This window comes from Streptomyces sp. HmicA12, from assembly GCF_000373565.1.
Classification (GTDB): domain Bacteria; phylum Actinomycetota; class Actinomycetes; order Streptomycetales; family Streptomycetaceae; genus Streptomyces.
Genome location: NZ_KB891850.1, coordinates 171448 through 191757, shown reverse-complemented (window position 1 = coordinate 191757; position 20310 = coordinate 171448). Strand labels below are relative to the sequence as shown.

The window sequence follows — 20310 nt, the reverse complement described above, 5'->3', positions numbered from 1 at the left end:
ACTCGGAGTCCGGCCGCTGTCGTGTGCGGGTGGGTCGGTCAGCAGCGCCCGGCCGGCCGGTCCCGCTTCACGAGGTTCGTGTAGCCGGTGGTGCCGTCCAGCCACAGGACACGCTGGCCCTCGTCGGCGGCCGCGTAGGCCTGGTCGCCCCGGTTGCAGGAGACGCGCTGGGCGCCGCCCTTGCCGTCGGGCGCCAGCTGGACCAGCTTCGGCAGCGTCTCGTTGGCCCAGCTCGTGGCCGGCGGCAGCGTGGTGACGGTGACCGCGTCGTCCGAGGCGGTCAGCGAGTACGCGTACAGCGAGTCGTCGCCGGCCTCCTGGGTGAGGGTGACCGGGTGCGAGCCGTCGAGGTCGGCGCGGCGCACCGCGGCCTTGCCGGTGTCGGTGGCGTCGTTGTCCTCGATCCAGAAGACACCGTCGTCTGTGATCGCGGTCTGGCCGATGCTCACCGTGTTGGCGGCGTCGGCGACGGGCATCGCCGTCTTGGTGCCGGTCGCTCCGTCGAAGACCTCGACACCGAGCGCGTAGTCGCCGTTCGCGTCGGGGGCCAGCTTGGCGTAGGCGATCTTGCCGTCCTTGACGGAGGGCAGACCCGAGACGTTGTAGGGACGGCCGCCGTCGACCAGGCCGACCGCACCCGTCTTCATGTTGACGTACCGGACGTTCGTGACGCCGAACTGCGGGTTGAACGCGGTGTAGGCGACGTAGTCGCCGTCCACGACGAGCCCGGAGACGTCGCTGCCGATGCCGTCGACCACCTTCGCGACGCCGCCCTTGACCGGACGCGCCATGATCTTGATGCCCGTGCTGCTGTAGTCGGCCCAGACCACCGTCTTGCCGTCGGTGTCCGCGTAGACGTTGTAGTCACCGTTGTTGGCGCTCATCAACTGGGGCGCGCCCGTGCCGGAGGTGTTGCCCAGCCACACCGAGTACGGCTCGCTGCCGTCCTCGTTGGAGCGGGAGACGGCGTACTTGCCGCCGCCGGCACCGACGCCGGTGTTGAAGACGTTGACCTTGGACAGGATCGTGTCGGTGTCGACGCCGAGCGCCTTCTCCCAGCCGGGCACGATGCCGTGCGCGGCGAACGACCGCTTGACGATGGTCAGCTGCGCCTTGGTGACGCCCAGTTCCTGCGCGGCGGCGATGACCGCGGCGCGGCCCTCGGTGAAGCCGTCGAGCGGGGTCATGTACGCGGACAGCGCGCGGTAGACGATCTGGTCGGCGAGGTCGCCGCCGAGGTCCTGGCGCATGTCCCACAGGGCGCCGGAGAAGATCGTGGAGTTGAGGTGCACGCCGCCGTTGTCACCGCGGTAGGTGACGCCGATGAAGTCCTTCGACGTGGTCTTGCCGTCGTTGAGGTCGCGCAGGGCGCACTCGCGCGGGCTGAGCGTGGTGCACAGGTCCTCGCCGAGCAGGCCCGCGTCCGGGTCGTCCATGGAGACGTTGTTGGCCTCCAGGTCGATGGCGTTGCCGAAGTAGTCGGCGAGGGCCTCGTTCATGGCGCCGGACTGGCCCGCGTAGACCAGGTTCGCGGTGTGCTCGACGACGCCGTGCGTCATCTCGTGGCCGACGACGTCGGTGTCCGCGGAGAAGGTGCGGTAGTCGCCACCGCCCTGGCCGTACACCATCTTCTGACCGTCCCAGAAGGCGTTGTTGTACGGCTGGCCGTTGGCGACGACGCCGACCAGGGAGTAGATGGGACCACCCTCGTCGTCGAGGGCGTCCCGGCCGAAGTGGTTCTTGTAGTAGTCGAAGACCTTGCCCGCTGCCCAATGGGCGTCCACCGCACCGGAGTCGGTGTACTCCGTGCCGAGGTCGGGCGTCGCCGGGCGGAACGTCTTGATGCCGGTGGGCCAGGCGCCGGACGCACCGGCGACCTCACGGCCGCGGGCGTCGTAGGTGGCGATCATGTCGCCGAGCGGGTTGGCGGCGGTCCGCCGGCTGTAGTCGATCGTCTGGAGCTCGCCGTGGATGTCCTTGTACAGGTTGAGCTCGACCTTGTCGCCGTTGTAGCGGGTGCCGGTGCCCTTGACGACGAGCTGGTCGGCGGCGGCCGTCGAGGTGTCGGGCGCCTCCCCCGTCGCCTCTGCGGAGGCGGTGCCGGTGCCGGTCGCGCCGAACGTCTTGATGGAGCTGTACTGCATGACCGGGAAACCGGAGCGCGCGTCGACGTACACCTCCTGCTGCACCGGCGTCCCGTCGGCCGGGCTGACGCCGGTGACGGTGATGTGCCGGGTGAGCACGCCGCTGCCCTGCGGCAGGATGGTGACGTCCCCGGCCGTGCCGGTGAGCTGCTTGCCGCCGGCCTTCGCGCCCTTGTCCGGGGCGTGCAGCAGACCGCCGCCGAGCTGGGTGGCGACGGCGGCGACCGCGCGCTGGATCGCCGTCTTCTCGGAGACCTTCGGCGCGACCGAGGCGAGCTTCAGCTCGGTGAAGTAGTTGCCGGAGGTGCCGGTGACGGTGCGCCTGCCGTCCTTCTTCGTCATGCGGACCAGGTACTGACCGCCCAGGACCTCGACGCCCTTGTACTTCTGCTGGAGGCGGACCGTCTCCTTGCCGCCCTCGCTGACCGTGCCCAGCGAGGTGAGGTCCTTCGCCGAGGTGTCCGCGATGTGGTACCGGCTCTTCTTCGCCTTGAGGTGGCCGCGGGCGGCGTCGGCGGCGCTGCCGGTGCCGGCCGCCGCCTCCTTCAGCCCGGTCACCAGGGACGGGGTGTCGGTCTCGCTGCCCGGGGTGGTGGCGGTGGCCGCGGCCGGTGCGGTGTCCGCGTGGGCGGCCGTCACGCCGGTCACCAGGAGCCCGGCGGCCGCGAGCAGCGCCGCCACTCCCTGGCCGACGGCTATGCCGCCCGGTCTGTCTGCTCTTCTACTGCGCGCTGAGGTCCGCACGATGTTCCCTTCGCTGCCCAAGGGGCGGGTGAACGGATTTCGGATGCGGCCATGCAAATGCCGGTGAGGGGCTGTGAACAATGCGTTGCCGGTGCCTACTTGTGTACGTGCACACTTGTGTGGCCTGCACGGATCGGGCGAGAATCCGGCCGTGACACCGGGTGAAGTGGATGCGCAGTGGGAGGCTCTCGGGCTCGGGGCCGACGGACTCCAGGTCTACGAGGCCCTGTTGAACCAGCCAGGACACCATCCGTCGCGCGCCGCGCTCGCCCGCTCCCTCGCTCTGCCGGTACGCCGGGTCACGTCGGCCCTCGACCAGCTCGCCGAGCACGGCTTCACCCGGCCCGCCGCGGGGCCCGGCCTGCCGCCGGCCGTCGCCCCGGCGACCGCGCTGCGCGGCATGCTCCATCTGCGCCAGGCCCAATTGCTGCGCAGAACCGCCGAGTTGGAGGAGTTGACCGGGTCGCTCGACCGGATCTCGGCAGAGCTGCTGAGCACGGCCCAGGACCCGCGCGCGATCGGCATCGAGACGGTGCGCGGCGGTCCCGCCATCAGTGAGCGGGTGGCCGCGCTGCTGGTGTCGGCGCGCGAGGAGGTGTCCCTGCTGGACCGGCCGCCCTACGCCTCGAGCCAGCCGGACGGCATGCCGACCCCGCTGGACATGGCCGCACCGGCGCGGCGCGGCGCCCGGGTGCGGGCGGTCGTGGACCGGGAGGGCCTGAGTTTTCCCGGCCGGGCCCGTGGCCTCAACGACCTTGCGGAGCAGGGGGTGCAGATCCGGGTGGGCACCGATCTGCCCACCAAGCTCATCACCGTGGACCGGCGGATCACGCTGCTTCCGCCGACCGACGCGGCGGATCCGACGGCGTCGGCGCTGGTGGTCAGTGACGCACTGCTCGGCAACGCGCTGGTGCCGTTGTTCGACGCGCTGTGGGAACGCGCGGTGCCGATCGGCTCCGCCGGGCAGGACGGGGCCACGGACGAGGACCGGGAGTTGCTGACCATGCTCGCGTCCGGGCTGAAGGACGAGGCGATCGCGCGCCGCCTCGACATTCACGTGCACACGGTGCGGCGGCGGATCACCCGCCTCATGCAGAAGCTGAACGCGCAGACGCGCTTCCAGGCGGGGGTGCAGGCGACGCTTCGCGGGTGGCTGACCGTGTAGCCGGACGCCCCTGAACGCGACGGCGAAGCCGCGCGCTCAGGGGCGCTTGTCCGGTCCCGTCCGTCACGCCGCGACCGGAACCTCCACCCCGGCCGGGGCCAGGGCCAGTTCGAGGACCTGGCGGACGTCCGTCACCGGGTGGACGTCCAGCTTCTCCAGGACCTCGGCCGGGACGTCGTCCAGGTCCGCCTCGTTGCGCTTCGGGATGATGACGGTCGTGACACCGGCCCGGTGCGCGGCGAGCAGCTTCTGCTTCACGCCGCCGATCGGCAGCACCCGCCCGGTGAGCGAGACCTCACCGGTCATCGCCACGTCCGTACGGACCAGGCGCCCGCTCAGCAGCGAGGCGAGAGCCGTCGTCATCGTGACGCCCGCGCTCGGCCCGTCCTTGGGGACCGCGCCCGCCGGGAAGTGGATGTGCGCGCCGCGTTCCTTCAGGTCGGCGACGGGCAGCTCCAGTTCGGCCCCGTGCGAGCGCAGGAAGCTCAGCGCGATCTGGGCGGACTCCTTCATGACGTCGCCGAGCTGGCCGGTGAGGGTCAGGCCCGCCGCGCCCGTCTCCGGATCGGCGAGGGACGCCTCCACGAAGAGCACGTCACCCCCGGCGCCCGTCACCGCGAGGCCGGTCGCCACGCCCGGCACCGCCGTGCGCCGCTCGGCCGGGTCCTGCGCCGACTCGGGGACGTGGTGCGGGCGCCCGACGAGGGCCCGCAGGTCGTCCGCGCCGACGGTGAACGGCAGCTCCCGCTCGCCGAGTTCGTGCTGCGCCGCGACCTTGCGGAGCACCCGGGTGACGGCCCGCTCCAGGTTGCGGACGCCGGCCTCGCGCGTGTACTCGCCGGCCAGCCTGCGCAGCGCGTCCTCGTCGATGGCGACCTCGCCCTTTGCGAGTCCGGCCCGCTCCAGCTGGCGCGGGAGCAGGTGGTCGCGGGCGATGACGACCTTCTCGTCCTCGGTGTAGCCGTCGAGCCGGACGAGTTCCATCCGGTCGAGCAGCGCCTCGGGGATCGCTTCGAGGACGTTCGCCGTGGCGAGGAACACCACGTCGCTCAGGTCGAGTTCGACCTCCAGGTAGTGGTCACGGAAGGTGTGGTTCTGGGCGGGGTCGAGGACCTCGAGGAGCGCCGCCGCCGGGTCGCCCCGGAAGTCGGATCCCACCTTGTCGATCTCGTCGAGGAGGACCACCGGGTTCATCGACCCGGCCTCCTTGATCGCCCGGACGATGCGGCCCGGCAGGGCACCCACGTACGTACGGCGGTGTCCGCGGATCTCGGCCTCGTCCCGTACGCCGCCGAGGGCGACGCGCACGAACTTACGGCCCATGGCGTGCGCGACGGACTCGCCGAGCGACGTCTTGCCGACGCCGGGCGGGCCGACGAGCGCGAGGACCGCGCCGCCGCGCCGTCCGCCGACGACGCCGAGTCCGCGCTCGGAGCGCCGCTTGCGCACGGCCAGGTACTCGGTGATCCGCTCCTTCACGTCGTCCAGGCCGAAGTGCTCCGCGTCCAGGACGCCCCGGGCGCCCTGGATGTCGTAGGCGTCCTCCGTCCGCTCGTTCCACGGGAGTTCGAGGACGGTGTCGAGCCAGGTGCGGATCCAGGAGCCCTCGGGCGACTGGTCGCTGGACCGCTCCAGCTTGTCGATCTCCTTGACCGCGGCCTCGCGCACCTTCTCGGGGAGGTCGGCGGCCTCGACGCGGGCCCGGTAGTCGTCGGGCTCCTCGGCCGATTCCCCGGACCGCTCGCCGTTCAGCTCGCGCAGCTCCTTGCGGACCGCTTCGAGCTGGCGCCGCAGCAGGAACTCGCGCTGCTGCTTGTCGACGCCTTCCTGTACGTCCTTGGCGATGGTCTCGGCGACGTCCTGCTCGGCGAGGTGCTCGCGCAGCGCGGCGGTCGCGAGCTTCAGCCGCTCCACCGGGTCGGTGGTCTCCAGGAGTTCGACCTTCTGCGCGGTGGTCAGGAAGGGCGAGTAGCCGGAGTTGTCGGCGAGCGCGGAGACCCCCTCGATCTGCTGGACGCGGTCCACGACCTGCCAGGCCCCGCGCTTCTTCAGCCAGTTGGTGGCGAGCGCCTTGTACTCCTTGACCAGTTCGGCGACGGCGCCGGGGACGGGGTCCGGCACGGTCTCCTCGACCGTCAGGCCCTCCACCCACAGGGCGGCGCCCGGGCCGGTCGTGCCCGCGCCGATGCGCACCCGCTCGCGGCCGCGGATCAGCGCGCCCGGGTCTCCGTCGGCGAGGCGTCCGACCTGCTCGACGGTGCCGAGCACGCCGATGTTCGCGTACGTGCCGTCGACGCGTGGAACAAGCAGCACCTTCGGCTTGCTGTCCCCACTGGACCGGGCGGCGGCCTGGGCGGCCTCCACCGCGGCGCGTACGTCGGTGTCGTTCAGGTCCAGCGGCACCACCATGCCGGGCAGCACGACCTCGTCGTCGAGCGGCAGCACGGGCAAGGTGAGCGATGCAGACGTCAAAGCCATGATCTCCCCTTCGGCAGTCAAGTTGAGCTATGTCGACTCAATGCGCGGGAGGCTCCGAGTGTTCCCGACCGGGCGTTCGCTCTGAGCGATCACGTCTGTCGAGGCCTCGCGACGGCCACGTAAGGTTCACACCAGGGAATCGGCTATTACATCAAGGGTGGAGTGCGTATGGACCACGTACGGGACTGGGTCGACGGCTGGGTGGTCTCGCGCGGGGCCGCTCCCCCGCTCGTCGAGCCCTGGGGCTACACGATCCTGGTCGGCCGGTTCACGGCCGTCGGGCGGCACGTGTTCGGCGCCACCGGCGACGACGTGCGCGAGGACGACGTCCGCAAGGTCACCGAGGCGACGCGCGGCATCAACACCCACCTGAAGGTCTTCGCCGACCGGGAGCGGGTGCTGCCCTGGCTCGGCGCGGGCTGGGAACCGTACGGCTCGGACGACTTCCTGATGGCGACGGAGCTGACGCGGGAGCCGGAGCCCGAGATCCCTTCCGGCTACCACCTGCACACCTGGTCCCGCGGCGGAGTCGTCCAGGTCGTGCTCACCGACGACGACGGCACGCTCGCGGCGCGCGGCCAGGTCGCCCCGACCGGTGCGAGCGCGGTCGTCGACCAGATCGAGACGTCGGAGGACCATCGCAGGAAGGGTCTGGGCAGCGTCGTGATGCGCACCCTGCACGCGGCCGCCCGCGCACAGGGTGCGACGCGCGCGGTCCTCGCCTGCACGCCGGAGGGGCGGCTGCTGTACGAGGCGGTGGGGTGGCGGATCGTGGCGCCGCTGACGAACGCGAAGTACGTCGGGGTCTGAGCCCGGGCTCGGCCGCACCGGGCGTGGGGAGAGCCGCGGTCGCGTCTGCCGGGTGCGGTTGCTTCGCGGGTGCGGGCCGGTGGGGCTTCTCGCGCAGTTCCCCGCGCCCCTGAAGCGAGCTCCGCTCGCCCAGGGGCGCGGGGAACTGCGCGACCAGCCACGACGAAAGCCGCACCCGAAAGACGAACGCGGCGCGGCCCGGCCGAAACCCCGTTGCTCACGCGCATCGCCCGCCCGGATACTCCCCGCATGCTCACCACGGCCCAGCGCGCGGCGCTCGCCCATCTGCGGACCGCCGGGCGCGCGGGGCGTCAGGAGGCGCTGCGGCGGCTCGCCTCGCTCGGCGTCGAGCGGGCCGACGGTCTGGTCGAGCTCCTGCGGGAGCACGCCCGCGTCACGCTGAACTTCCACCCGGACCGGATCCCGCCCGCCGACCCGGGCGTCACGGTTGCCCACCGACTCGCCGCCGACGCCCGTTATCGCGGCCAGTACGAGACGGGCCTGTCGAACGGCAGCCGCACCGCGCACCCCGGCGGCCTGCGCGACCGCTGGGAGGAGCGGCTGTTCGGCGGGGCGTACGCGCGAGCCCTCCCGCACGAGCGGCCCAAGTACGGGGCGCTCGACGTGATGCGGCACGCGGACGGGGCCGCGCCCCGGTTCGGGTCGTGCCATGTGCGGCTGCGGCCCGAGGTGAACGCGCGGGCGACCTTCTGCTTCGGGGACAGCCACGTCGGCCCGGAGCACACCGGCACGATCGACGCGTTCCTGCCGGTGCTCGCCGCCCTCGTCGCGGACGCGCGGGCGACCGGCCGGTCGCTCGGGATCACGGGCGCCGACCCCGTCGCGGCGATCCGCGCCCTGCCGCACCCGGCGCCCCGCGCGCTGGGCCGCTCGCTCGACTTCTACGCGGAGGCGCAGGTGCACGGCGACGTGGACCTGGTCAGGGACGCGGAGGCGCTCGTCCTCGACCCGTCGTTCCGGGGGACGCCGACCGGTGAACTGCTGTGCGGCATCGGCGTTCCGGTGGAGTGGCACGCCGGGTACGTGCTGACGCCGTACGGGCGCGACGAGGACCTCGCCCGGTTCCGCGGGCCCGCGCTGCCCGGCGTCGCGGCGCGGGTGGCCGCGGAGTTCACCGACGACGGGCGGATCGACGCGGCCGTCGTGGGCCGGGCCGCCGCGGCCGCCGTCGGGTCACCGGAGGACTGGTCGGCGTACGGGAGCCAGGACGAAGTCCTGCAGTACGTCAAGCAGTTGTGGCACTGCGTCGTGGAGTTCGGGGAGCCCGCGCGTCCGCCGGACGGGACCGCCGTGCCCCGCGCGTCCGCCACCGCCGCACCAGCGGCCACGTCGCGACGCCGATGCCGAGGGCCAGCAGGTGCCCCCAGTTGGTCAGCGGATCGGTGAACGCGATCAGGTCCTGCACCAGCATCGCCCCGACCCCGACGAGCACCGGCCAGCGCAGCCACGGCGTGAGCAGCCCGGCGAGCGCGCCGACGCTCGCGGCGACGCCGAAGCTGATGCCGTAGTCGAGGCGGTGCAGGGAGCTGTCGGGCAGGTGTCCCGCCAGCACGGACAGGCCCACCGGGACCTCGGTCGCCAGCGTCGCGAGGACATGCCCGAGGAGGAAGACGGCGGCGGTGCGCAGACCGCCTATCCGGCGCTCCAGGGCGGTCAGCACGACGACGAAGGCGATCACGAACGGTGACGTGATCCCGCCCGCGATCCACAGCGCGCTGGCCAGCAGCACCAGCACCGGGGACTGGGCCAGATGGGTGACGTCGGTGCTGGACGCCCGGAGCGCCGCCGCGACCGTGTCCGGGGCGGCGAACTCCATGAACAGGGACGTGCCGGCGAGCACGGCGGCGTAGGTGAACGTGAAGGGCGTCCCGGTCGGTGTGGGCAGCAGGCGCCACGGCCGCAGCCGGCGGCCCGTGCCGCGTGGCGCGGCCTCCGGGGCCGAGGGTCCCGGCTGTACCGGAACGCCGGCCAGAGGGCCGCGTATGCCGCTGGTCCCCCCGTCCTCCGCCGCACCGCCTGGTTCCACGGGAAGCACCCCTTTCGCGCGCATCCACCCCACACTTCGCCCCATCCGGCTTCCCCGTCCATGGCGAACGCCACGTGAGACGCGATGCACAGCAACCTCACAGTCCCGGGCCTCGCCCGCAACCTTCCGCCGGGTAACCCCGGGCGGGCCCGAAAAGATCAGGCCGGATCGGGCAGCCCCGAGCCGTCGGCGGTCACGGAGCGCAGCAGCCGGTCGAGGTAGGCGCGCAGCCGGCCGACCATGTCGTACGAGTCCGGGGCCAGCGCCCACTGCAGTTGCAGCCCGTCCATGACGGCGGCCACCTCGGCGGCGATCGCCTCGGGGTCGGTGTCCGGCTTGAGCTCGCCGCTCTCCACGCCGGCCCGCAGCGGGCCCGCGCTCTTGTCGATGACCATGCGGTAGCGGCGGACGAAGAAGTCGTGGGCGGGGTGGCCCAGTTCACCGGCCTCGCCGACGAGGACGTTGAACATCTTGGTGCGGCCGGGCCGTGCGGCGTTGTACGCGGCGAGGTCGAGCAGCGCCTCGAAGGACGCGACGGCGGTCCGCGGCTGCCGGCTGAAGAACCGCTCGACGTCCTGCTCGTCGCAGCGCTCCAGAACCGAGACGAGCAGGTCCTCCTTGCCGCGGAAGTGGTGCAGCAGACCGCCCTGCGTGATGCCGACGTCCTTCGCGATCCGCGCCAGCGACGAGGCGTGGAAGCCCCATTGGGCGAAGTGCTCGACGGCGGTGTCGAGGATCTTCGCGCGGCGTTCGTCACCCACGGCATAGCTGCCGCGAGCTGCGGTTCTACGGGACTTCGGGCCCTGACTGCGGTCCATGCGCCCACCCTAGACCGGGGCTCGGTGGCGCTTTCCAGGCGTGTGATTCAAGCCACTCCACGAAAACCTACTACCTACTCGCTTTTCGCGCTTACGCTGACGGCGCCGGGTCGGCAAGGAAGCCGCCCCCGTCCCCCTGGAGAGCCGCCATGGCCGTCATCCCCGACGCCGCGCCGGGCACGAAGTCCCCCGCGTCCCCCGTCTCCGCACCGCCCGAGCCCGCTCCCGCCGCCGCTTCCGGAAAGCTGGTGCTCGGCCTCGCCTTCGCCCAGTTCGGCGTCATGGTCACCCTGCTCACGCCGGTGATGGTGACCCTCGCCCTGCGCGTGGCGCAGATCGTCCCCGAGGCGGACCGGGGCACCGCCCTCGGCCAGGTCCTCTCGCTCGGCGCGGTCCTCGCGATGATCGCGAACCCGGTGGTCGGCGGGCTGTCCGACCGCACCACGTCCCGGTTCGGCCGCCGCAGGCCGTGGCTGCTCGGCGGCATGCTGGTCGCCTTCGCCGGCCTGGCCGTCATCGCCCTCGCGGGCAACGTGGCGACGCTGATGCTGGGCTGGGCCCTCGCGCAGGTCGGCGGCAACGCCGCGCTGACCGCCGTCACGGCCGGCATCCCCGACTTCGTGCCCGAGCACCAGCGGGCCCGGGTCTCCGGCACCGTCGGCATGATGACGTCGCTGTCGATGATCGCGGGCAGCGGCCTCGCGAACGGCTTCAGCAGCCACCTGGCCCTCGCCTTCCTGCTCCCGGGACTGCTCGGCATCGCGGGCGTGGTCACGCTCTGCGCGGTGATGAAGGACCGCCCGGCGCGGCCCGGCACGTTCGCCCCGTACTCCTTCAAGGAGTTCCTGCGCAGCTTCTGGGTCAGCCCGCGCAAGCACCCCGACTTCGCGTGGAACTTCGCCGGCCGCTTCCTGGTCTTCATCGGCATCAGCTGCGTGACCTCGTACCAGACGTACTTCCTGATGGACCGGCTCGGCTACGGGGACGGAGAGGTCGCGGGCAAGCAGTTCGTCGGCACCCTCGCGATGGTCGCGGCGGTCGTCGTCGGCTCGGTGCTCGGCGGGCAGCTCTCCGACCGCTCGGGGCGCCGCAAGCCGTACGTCCTCGGTTCCTCGCTCGCCATCGCGGTGGGCCTCGCGCTGCTCGCGACGGCGTACTCGTACCCGATGTTCCTGCTCGCCGTGGTCGTCTTCGGCTTCGGCGAGGGGCTCTACCTCTCGGTGGACGTGGCGCTCGCGGCGGCGGTGCTGCCCGACCCGGAGGAGGCGGCCAAGGACCTGGGCGTCCTCAACATCGGCAACGCGCTCCCCCAGTCCCTCGTCCCGATCGTCGCCCCCGCGTTCCTCGCGATCGGCGGCGGCACCGGCAACTACGGGGCGCTCTTCCTCTTCGGCGGCATCGCGTGCGTGCTCGGCGCGCTGGCCGTCCAGTTCATCCGCACCGTCAAGTGAGGCGACAGACCATGCAGTTCACGGTCCGCAACGAAGGCCACCCCTACCAGAACGCCGAACTCCCCGTGTCCGAGCGGGTCGAGGACCTCCTGGCCCGGATGACGGTCGCCGAGAAGGCGGGCCAGCTCTTCCACACCATGCTCGCCATGCACCCCGACGGCTCGACGGTCGAGAAGGGCGACGCGGCCATGGTCCCCCTGGACACCACGGCCATGCTCCAGGGCGGGCACATGACCCACTTCAACCTCCTGGGCACGTACGAGCCGGCCGCGATGGCCCGCTGGCAGAACACCGTGCAGGCGATGGCGGCCGACACCCGCCTCGGCATCCCGGTCTCCCTCTCCACGGACCCCCGGCACGCCTTCACGGACAACGCGGGCGCGTCCTTCAACTCCGGCGCGTTCAGCGCCTGGCCGGAACCGATCGGCCTCGCGGCACTGCGCGATCCGCGGCTCGTCCACGAGTTCGCCGACACGGTCCGCCGCGAGTACCTGGCGGTCGGCTTCCGGGTCGCGCTGCACCCGCAGATCGACCTGGCGAGCGAGCCGCGCTGGTCCCGGCAGAACGGCACGTTCGGCTCGGACGCGGCGCTGACCTCACGGCTGGTCCGCGCGTACGTCCGCGGTCTGCAGGGCGACGGGCTCGGCCGGCACTCCGTCGCGACGATGGTCAAGCACTTCCCCGGCGGCGGCCCGCAGAAGGACGGCGAGGACCCGCACTTCGCGCACGGCAAGGAGCAGGTGTACCCGGGCGGCATGCGCGACCTGCACCTGGAGCCCTTCAAGGCGGCCATCGCCGCGGGCTGCGCGCAGATGATGCCGTACTACGGGCAGCCCATCGGCACCGACTGGGAAGAGGTCGGCTTCGGCGCCAACAAGGGTGTCGTACAGGGTCTGTTGCGGGACACGCTCGGCTTCGACGGCATCGTCTGCACCGACTGGGGCCTGATCACGGACTCGGAGATCTTCGGCGAGACGCACCCGGCGCGCGCCTGGGGCCTGGAGCACCTCTCGGAGATCGACCGGGTGGCGCGGGTCCTGGACGCGGGTTGCGACCAGTTCGGCGGCGAGGCCCGTCCGGAGCTGGTCGTGGAACTGGTCGAGTCCGGCCGCGTCCCCGAGTACCGCCTGGACGCCTCGCTGCGCCGCGTCCTCCGCCAGAAGTTCGTCCTCGGCCTCTTCGACGACCCGTACGTGGATGTGGACCTGGCCGCCGAGACGGTCGGCCGCGCGGACTTCACGGAGGCGGGCGCGCGGGCGCAGCGCCGCTCGCTGACGCTGCTGACCAACTCCGGCGGGACGCTGCCGGTGGCGTCCCGCCCGAAGCTGTACGTCGAGAACGTGTCCGGTGAAGTGGCCGCCGCGTACGCCGAGTTGGTGTCGGACCCTGCCCACGCCTCCCTCGCCGTGCTGCGTCTGCGCACGCCGTACGAGCGCCGCGCCAACAAGTTCGAATCGTTCTTCCACTCGGGCACGCTGGCGTTCACCGACGAGGAACTGAAGCCGATCCTCGCGCTCCTGGACGCCGTGCCGACCGTCGTCTGCATCAACCTGGAGCGGGCCGCGGTGATCCCCGAGATCGCCGAGCGGGCGGCGGTGCTGATCGCGGACTACGGCGCGAGTGACGCCGCGCTGCTGGATGTGGTCTTCGGCCGGGCCGTGCCGGAGGGGCGGCTGCCGTTCGAGCTGCCGCGGTCCATGGCAGCGGTGCGGGCGTCCCGCCCGGACGTCCCGAACGACACGGCGGACCCGGTGTTCGCGGTCGGGGCGGGGTTGTAAGGGTTCGTGGGCGGCTGCGGGCGAGTGGGGCTTCTCGCAACCACGACGCACCAGCAGGTACCGACGGCGGGACGGAGCTACGGCGCTTCGGCAGGGGCGCGGGGAACTGCGCGACCAGCCACACTCCACCCGCACCCGACGGCGAAAAGTGCCGCCCCTCACCCGACCCGTCCGCAAAAATGCCCCCATGACCACCGCGCCCCCGGAAACCGCCCCTGTCGTCCTGGACCGTCGCGAAGGGCCGTACGGCGAAGTCGTGCTGCGTCGGCACGGGGACCTGCTCCAGATCATCGCCAACGGCACGTTCCTGATGGACACTTCCGACGGCCGCTCCGAGCGCCTGCTCGTCGACGCGGCCCTGGCAGAGATCGACCCCGCCCGCGCCGAGAAGCCCGGCGTCCTCATCGGCGGACTCGGCGTCGGTTTCTCCCTCGCGCACGCCGCCGCGAACCCCGCCTGGGGCCGCATCACCGTCGTGGAACGCGAACCGGCCATCATCGACTGGCACTTGACGGGACCGCTGCGCCCCCTCTCCGCCGAGGCCGTCGCCGACCCCCGGACGGAAATCGTCGAGGCCGACCTCGTACGGCACCTCCACACCACCCCGGACACCTACGACGCCCTGTGCCTCGACATCGACAACGGCCCGGACTGGACTGTCACCGAGGACAACGCGAGCCTCTACTCCCCGGCCGGCCTCGCCACCTGCGCGGCCCGCCTCAACCCCGGCGGAGTTCTCGCCGTCTGGTCCGCACAGCCCTCCGCAAATTTCGAAGGAACCTTGCGGAATGCCGGATTCCGACGGGTCCGCACCGAAGAGATCCCGGTTGTCCGAGGCGTACCCGACGTGGTGCACGTCGCAGTACGGGCCGCGTAGCCGACCGGCGGTAACTCCCCGTACGCTGAGGCCCGAAACCCAGATCATTCAAGCGTCAAGCGCGCCACGGTGGCGCGCATTCAGGGGCGGGGCGATGGAGCAGACACACACCTCCCACAACGGCAACACGGCCACGGCCGGTGCCCAGCGACGGGTCCTGGTCGTCGAGGACGACCCCACGATCGTGGACGCCATCGCCGCCCGGCTACGCGCCGAGGGATTCCTGGTGCAAACCGCGCAGGACGGCCCGGCGGCGGTGGACACGGCCGAGGCATGGCAGCCCGACCTGCTGATCCTCGACATCATGCTGCCGGGCTTCGACGGCCTGGAGGTATGCCGTCGGGTGCAGGCACAGCGACCGGTTCCGGTGCTGATGCTGACCGCGCGCGACGACGAGACCGACATGCTGGTCGGGCTCGGCGTGGGCGCCGACGACTACATGACCAAACCGTTCTCGATGCGGGAGCTCGCGGCCCGCGTGCACGTCCTGCTGCGCCGGGTGGAGCGGGCGGCCATCGCCGCCTCGACGCCGCGCAGCGGCATACTGCGGCTCGGTGAGCTGGAGATCGACCACGCGCAGCGCCGGGTCCGCGTCCGGAGTGAGGATGTTCACCTCACGCCGACCGAGTTCGACCTGCTGGTCTGCCTGGCGAACACCCCGCGGGCGGTCCTCTCGCGCGAGCAGCTGCTCGCCGAGGTGTGGGACTGGGCGGACGCCTCGGGCACCCGCACGGTCGACAGCCACATCAAGGCCCTGCGCCGGAAGATCGGCGCGGAGCGCATCCGCACCGTGCACGGTGTCGGCTACGCGCTGGAGACGCCGACGCCATGAGCCTCGGGGACCGGGCACCGCACGCGAAGCCGATGAAGCCGCTCAAGCCGCCGCTGAACCCGTACTGGGCGACCGGTGGCCTACGGCCCTTCTCGATCAAGGCGAAGCTCGGCACGCTCGTCGTCGTCTCGGTCTTCATCACCACGGGCCTGCTCATGGTGGCGATGTACACGGCGACCGAGCTGCGCTTCATCACGGTGTTCTCGATCATCGCGACCCTGCTGATCACGCAGTTCGTGGCGCACTCGCTGACCGCGCCGCTCGACGAGATGAACACGGTGGCCCGGTCGATCTCGAACGGGGACTACACGCGGCGCGTGAGCGGTGCCGACCGCCGCGACGAGCTGGGCGACCTGGCCGTCACCATCAATCGCATGGCCGACGAGCTCGCCGCCCAGGACCACCAGCGCAAGGAACTCGTGGCGAATGTCTCGCACGAGCTGCGCACCCCCATCGCGGGCCTGCGCGCGGTCCTGGAGAACGTGGTGGACGGCGTCATGTCCGCCGACCCGGAGACCATGCGCACGGCGCTGAAACAGACGGAGCGGCTCGGACGGCTCGTCGAGACGCTGCTCGACCTGTCACGGCTGGACAACGGTGTCGTACCGCTCAAGGCACGGCGCTTCGAGGTCTGGCCGTACCTGTCGGGCGTGCTGAAGGAGGCCAACATGGCCGTCTCGCAGCGCGCCGGCATCGCCTCCGGGTCCGGTACTCATACGCGTACGGACGTCCATCTCCACCTCGACGTCTCCCCGCCGGAGCTGACCGGGCACGCCGACCCCGAGCGCATCCACCAGGTCGTGGCGAATCTCATCGACAACGCCGTGAAGCACTCCCCGCCGCACGGCCGGGTCACGGTGCGGGCCCGTCGCGGCCTGTACCCGGAGTCCCTGGAGCTCGAGGTGCAGGACGAGGGTCCCGGCATCCCGCAGTCCGAGTGGCACCGGGTCTTCGAGCGCTTCAACCGCGGTACCAAGGACAACGGGTCGAGCGGCAAGGGCGACGGCGGAACCGGCCTCGGCCTCGCCATCGCGCGCTGGGCCGTGGACCTCCACGGCGGCCGGATCGGCGTGGCCGAATCCGAGCGGGGCTGCCGGATCAAGGTCACTCTTCCGGGAGAGCCCCGACCGCAAAGTTGACGTAGGGTTTCGGTCAGGCGGAGGTCAAGCCGCGCCCTGGCGTACCCGAACACGCCCGGCGCGCGATCTCAGCATGCAGAACCTCGGTTGTTTCCCGCCATTTCCGGGCCCGAAACACGACTTCCAGTGTGACTTACGTGACGGATCACCGGCCCGGTCTGCACGTCCCGCTGATGGAGGCGTAGCCTTTATTCCCGCTGTCCATCACCTTGTGAGAAGCGGAAGAGGGCGGTTCACGCCGTGTCGCCACAGTCCCCCAGTAACTCGAGCATCTCCACCGAGACCGACCAAGCCGGGCAGGGCAAAAACCCTGCTGCCGCCTTCGGTCCCAATGAGTGGCTCGTCGACGAGATCTATCAGCAGTACCTCCAGGACCCGAATTCGGTTGACCGAGCCTGGTGGGACTTCTTCGCCGACTACAAGCCCGGTGCCGCAGCCGCGGGGGCTGCGCCGACTGAGCCTGCGCCGCAGCCGGCCCAGACGCCCCCCGCCCCGGCCACGCCGGCACCCGCCGCTCAGGCACCCGCGGCGCCCGCCGCACCGGCGCCCGCCGCGAAGCCCGCGCCCGCCGCCGCGCCCAAGCCGGCCGCCGCTCCCGCGGCATCTGCTCCTGCTCCTGCACCGAAGAAGGCTGAACAAGTGACGACCGAGGCCCCTGCCGGCCCCGAGTTCGTGACGCTGCGCGGTCCCGCCGCCGCCGTCGCGAAGAACATGAACGCTTCCATCGAGGTCCCCACGGCCACGTCCGTGCGCGCCGTCCCGGTGAAGCTGCTGTTCGACAACCGCATCGTCATCAACAACCACCTCAAGCGCGCCCGCGGCGGGAAGATCTCCTTCACGCACCTCATCGGGTACGCGATGGTGCAGGCCATCAAGGCCATGCCGTCGATGAACTACTCCTTCGCCCAGAAGGACGGCAAGCCGACGCTGGTCAAGCCGGAGCACATCAACTTCGGCCTCGCCATCGACCTCGTGAAGCCCAACGGCGACCGTCAGCTGGTCGTCGCGGGCATCAAGAAGGCCGAGACGCTGAACTTCTTCGAGTTCTGGCAGGCCTACGAGGACATCGTCCGCCGCGCCCGCGACGGCAAGCTCGGCATGGACGACTTCACCGGTGTCACGGTCTCCCTGACCAACCCCGGCGGCCTCGGCACCGTGCACTCCGTGCCCCGCCTGATGCCCGGACAGTCGGTCATCATGGGCGTCGGCTCGATGGACTACCCGGCGGAGTTCCAGGGCACGTCCCAGGACACCCTGAACAAGCTCGGCATCTCGAAGGTCATGACGCTCACGTCGACCTACGACCACCGGGTCATCCAGGGCGCCGCCTCCGGCGAGTTCCTGCGCATCGTCGCGAACCTCCTTCTCGGTGAGAACGAGTTCTACGACGAGATCTTCAAGGCCCTGCGCATCCCCTACGAGCCGGTCCGCTGGCTCAAGGACATCGACGCCTCGCACGACGACGACGTCACCAAGGCCGCCCGCGTCTTCGAGCTGATCCACTCCTATCGGGTCCGCGGCCACGTCATGGCCGACACCGACCCGCTGGAGTACCAGCAGCGCAAGCACCCCGACCTGGACATCACCGAGCACGGGCTCACGCTGTGGGACCTGGAGCGCGAGTTCGCCGTCGGCGGCTTCGCCGGCAAGTCGATGATGAAGCTGCGCGACATCCTCGGTGTGCTGCGCGACTCGTACTGCCGCACCACCGGCGTCGAGTTCATGCACATCCAGGACCCGAAGCAGCGCAAGTGGATCCAGGACCGCATCGAGCGCGCGCACTCCAAGCCGGAGCGCGAGGAGCAGCTGCGCATCCTGCGCCGCCTGAACTCCGCCGAGGCCTTCGAGACCTTCCTGCAGACGAAGTTCGTCGGCCAGAAGCGCTTCTCGCTGGAGGGCGGCGAGTCCGTCGTCCCGCTGCTCGACGCGGTCATCGACTCCGCCGCCGAGGCCCGCCTCGACGAGGTCGTCATCGGCATGGCCCACCGCGGCCGCCTGAACGTCCTGGCGAACATCGTCGGCAAGTCGTACGCGCAGATCTTCCGCGAGTTCGAGGGCAACCTCGACCCGAAGTCGATGCACGGCTCCGGCGACGTGAAGTACCACCTGGGCGCCGAGGGCACCTTCACCGGCCTGGACGGCGAGCAGATCAAGGTCTCGCTGGCCGCCAACCCGTCCCACCTGGAGACGGTCGACCCGGTCATCGAGGGCATCGTCCGCGCCAAGCAGGACATCATCAACAAGGGCGGCACGGACTTCACCGTCCTCCCGGTCGCCCTGCACGGTGACGCGGCCTTCGCGGGCCAGGGCGTCGTGGCCGAGACGCTCAACATGTCGCAGCTGCGCGGCTACCGCACGGGCGGCACGGTCCACATCGTCATCAACAACCAGGTCGGCTTCACGGCCGCCCCGGAGTCCTCGCGCTCCTCCATGTACGCCACGGACGTGGCCCGCATGATCGAGGCGCCGATCTTCCACGTGAACGGCGACGACCCCGAGGCCGTCGTCCGCGTTGCCCGTCTGGCCTTCGAGTTCCGCCAGGCGTTCAACAAGGACGTCGTCATCGACCTCATCTGCTACCGCCGCCGCGGTCACAACGAGTCGGACAACCCGGCGTTCACGCAGCCGCTGATGTACGACCTGATCGACAAGAAGCGCTCGGTGCGCAAGCTCTACACCGAGTCGCTCATCGGTCGCGGCGACATCACGCTGGAAGAGGCCGAGCAGGCGCTGCAGGACTTCCAGGGCCAGCTGGAGAAGGTCTTCACCGAGGTCCGCGAGGCCGTCTCGCACCCGGGCGAGGCCGAGGCCGCGGCGCCGCAGGCCGAGTTCCCGGTGCCGGTGCAGACCGCGATCTCCCAGGAGGTCGTCAAGCGCATCGCCGAGTCCCAGGTCAACATCCCGGACAACATCACCGTCCACCCGCGTCTGCTGCCGCAGCTGCAGCGCCGCGCGTCGATGATCGAGGACGGGACGATCGACTGGGGCATGGGCGAGACCCTCGCCCTCGGCTCCCTCCTCCTGGAGGGCACCCCGGTCCGCCTCTCCGGCCAGGACTCGCGCCGCGGCACGTTCGGCCAGCGCCACGCGGTGCTGATCGACCGGCAGACCGGCGAGGACTACACCCCGCTGCTCTACCTGTCGCCCGAGCAGGCCCGCTACAACGTCTACGACTCGCTGCTCTCCGAGTACGCGGTCATGGGCTTCGAGTACGGCTACTCGCTGGCGCGTCCCGAGTCCCTCGTGATGTGGGAGGCGCAGTTCGGTGACTTCGTCAACGGCGCGCAGACCGTCGTCGACGAGTACATCTCGGCCGCCGAGCAGAAGTGGGGCCAGACGTCCGGCGTCACCCTGCTCCTCCCGCACGGCTACGAGGGCCAGGGCCCGGACCACTCCTCGGCCCGTATCGAGCGCTTCCTGCAGCTCTGCGCCCAGAACAACATGACGGTCGCGATGCCCACGCTCCCGTCGAACTACTTCCACCTCCTGCGGTGGCAGGTGCACAACCCGCACCACAAGCCGCTGGTGGTCTTCACCCCGAAGTCGATGCTGCGCCTCAAGGCCGCCGCGTCGAAGGTGGAGGAGTTCACGACGGGCGGCTTCCGTCCGGTCATCGGCGACGACACGGTGGACGCGAACGCGGTCCGCAAGGTCGTCTTCGTCGCGGGCAAGCTGTACTACGACCTCGAGGCCGAGCGGAAGAAGAGCGGGAACACCGACACCGCGATCATCCGCGTCGAGCGTCTGTACCCGCTGCCGGGTGCCGAACTCCAGGCGGAGATCAGCAAGTTCCCGAACGCCGAGAAGTACATCTGGGCGCAGGAGGAGCCGGCGAACCAGGGTGCCTGGCCGTTCATCGCGCTCAACCTGATCGACCACCTGGACCTGGCGGTCGGCGCCGACATCCCGCACGGCGAGCGCCTGCGCCGCATCTCGCGGCCGCACTCCTCGTCCCCGGCCGTCGGCTCCGCCAAGCGCCACCAGGCCGAGCAGGAGCAGCTGGTGCGTGAGGTGTTCGAGGCGTAAG

The 20310-nt window shown here is 71.1% G+C and carries 12 protein-coding genes and 1 pseudogene; 9 read left to right on the top strand and 4 right to left on the bottom strand.

The window, feature by feature from the left end; all coding sequences use genetic code 11:
• Positions 1-38: 38 nt before the first annotated feature.
• Positions 39-2888, bottom strand: coding sequence for a M4 family metallopeptidase (locus B072_RS0138215; protein ID WP_043245485.1), 2850 nt, complete (start codon positions 2886-2888; stop codon positions 39-41).
• A gap of 151 nt (positions 2889-3039) precedes the next feature.
• On the opposite strand from B072_RS0138215, the gene B072_RS0138210 reads away from it, so the two are divergent.
• Positions 3040-4053 carry a LuxR C-terminal-related transcriptional regulator gene (locus B072_RS0138210; RefSeq protein WP_043245483.1) on the top strand — a complete coding sequence of 338 codons (1014 nt, stop codon included), beginning with the start codon at positions 3040-3042 and terminating at the stop codon, positions 4051-4053.
• Between the two features lie 63 nt (positions 4054-4116).
• Here B072_RS0138210 and lon read toward each other — a convergent pair whose 3' ends face one another.
• Entirely contained in the window at positions 4117-6531 is a 2415-nt protein-coding gene (gene lon, locus B072_RS0138205; protein ID WP_026246744.1) for an endopeptidase La, read from the bottom strand.
• A gap of 168 nt (positions 6532-6699) precedes the next feature.
• On the opposite strand from lon, the gene B072_RS0138200 reads away from it, so the two are divergent.
• Together B072_RS0138200 and B072_RS49510 are read left to right on the top strand one after the other, a co-directional pair.
• Positions 6700-7341 (top strand): GNAT family N-acetyltransferase, encoded by a 642-nt coding sequence (locus B072_RS0138200; RefSeq protein WP_018535267.1) that lies wholly within the window; start codon positions 6700-6702, stop codon positions 7339-7341.
• Positions 7342-7590: 249 nt separating this feature from the next.
• Positions 7591-8559 (top strand): annotated as a pseudogene (locus B072_RS49510) (DUF3626 domain-containing protein); the annotation flags it as partial.
• Positions 8560-8587: 28 nt separating this feature from the next.
• On the opposite strand, the gene B072_RS47150 reads toward B072_RS49510, so the two are convergent.
• Together B072_RS47150 and B072_RS0138185 are read right to left on the bottom strand one after the other, a co-directional pair.
• Positions 8588-9412: a rhomboid-like protein gene (locus B072_RS47150; RefSeq protein ID WP_420707612.1), complete on the bottom strand. Its 825-nt coding sequence runs from the start codon at positions 9410-9412 to the stop codon at positions 8588-8590.
• 134 nt (positions 9413-9546) lie between these two features.
• Entirely contained in the window at positions 9547-10206 is a 660-nt protein-coding gene (locus B072_RS0138185; protein ID WP_026246742.1) for a TetR/AcrR family transcriptional regulator, read from the bottom strand.
• A 149-nt stretch (positions 10207-10355) separates the two neighbouring features.
• On the opposite strand from B072_RS0138185, the gene B072_RS0138180 reads away from it, so the two are divergent.
• The 6 genes from B072_RS0138180 to B072_RS0138155 all read left to right on the top strand — a co-directional run bounded on the left by B072_RS0138180 (position 10356) and on the right by B072_RS0138155 (position 20309).
• On the top strand, positions 10356-11657 hold the full coding sequence (locus B072_RS0138180; protein WP_018535261.1) for an MFS transporter: 1302 nt from the start codon (positions 10356-10358) through the stop codon (positions 11655-11657).
• 11 nt (positions 11658-11668) lie between these two features.
• Entirely contained in the window at positions 11669-13435 is a 1767-nt protein-coding gene (locus B072_RS0138175; protein ID WP_018535260.1) for a glycoside hydrolase family 3 protein, read from the top strand.
• Between the two features lie 187 nt (positions 13436-13622).
• On the top strand, positions 13623-14312 hold the full coding sequence (locus tag B072_RS0138170) for a spermidine synthase (protein WP_018535259.1): 690 nt from the start codon (positions 13623-13625) through the stop codon (positions 14310-14312).
• Positions 14313-14406: 94 nt separating this feature from the next.
• Positions 14407-15144, top strand: coding sequence for a response regulator transcription factor (locus B072_RS0138165; protein ID WP_018535258.1), 738 nt, complete (start codon positions 14407-14409; stop codon positions 15142-15144).
• A gap of 32 nt (positions 15145-15176) precedes the next feature.
• Positions 15177-16283, top strand: a complete 1107-nt coding sequence (locus B072_RS0138160) for a HAMP domain-containing sensor histidine kinase (protein ID WP_051127389.1) — start codon at positions 15177-15179, stop codon at positions 16281-16283.
• 240 nt (positions 16284-16523) lie between these two features.
• Positions 16524-20309 (top strand): multifunctional oxoglutarate decarboxylase/oxoglutarate dehydrogenase thiamine pyrophosphate-binding subunit/dihydrolipoyllysine-residue succinyltransferase subunit, encoded by a 3786-nt coding sequence (locus tag B072_RS0138155; RefSeq protein WP_026246740.1) that lies wholly within the window; start codon positions 16524-16526, stop codon positions 20307-20309.
• Position 20310: the final 1 nt, after the last annotated feature.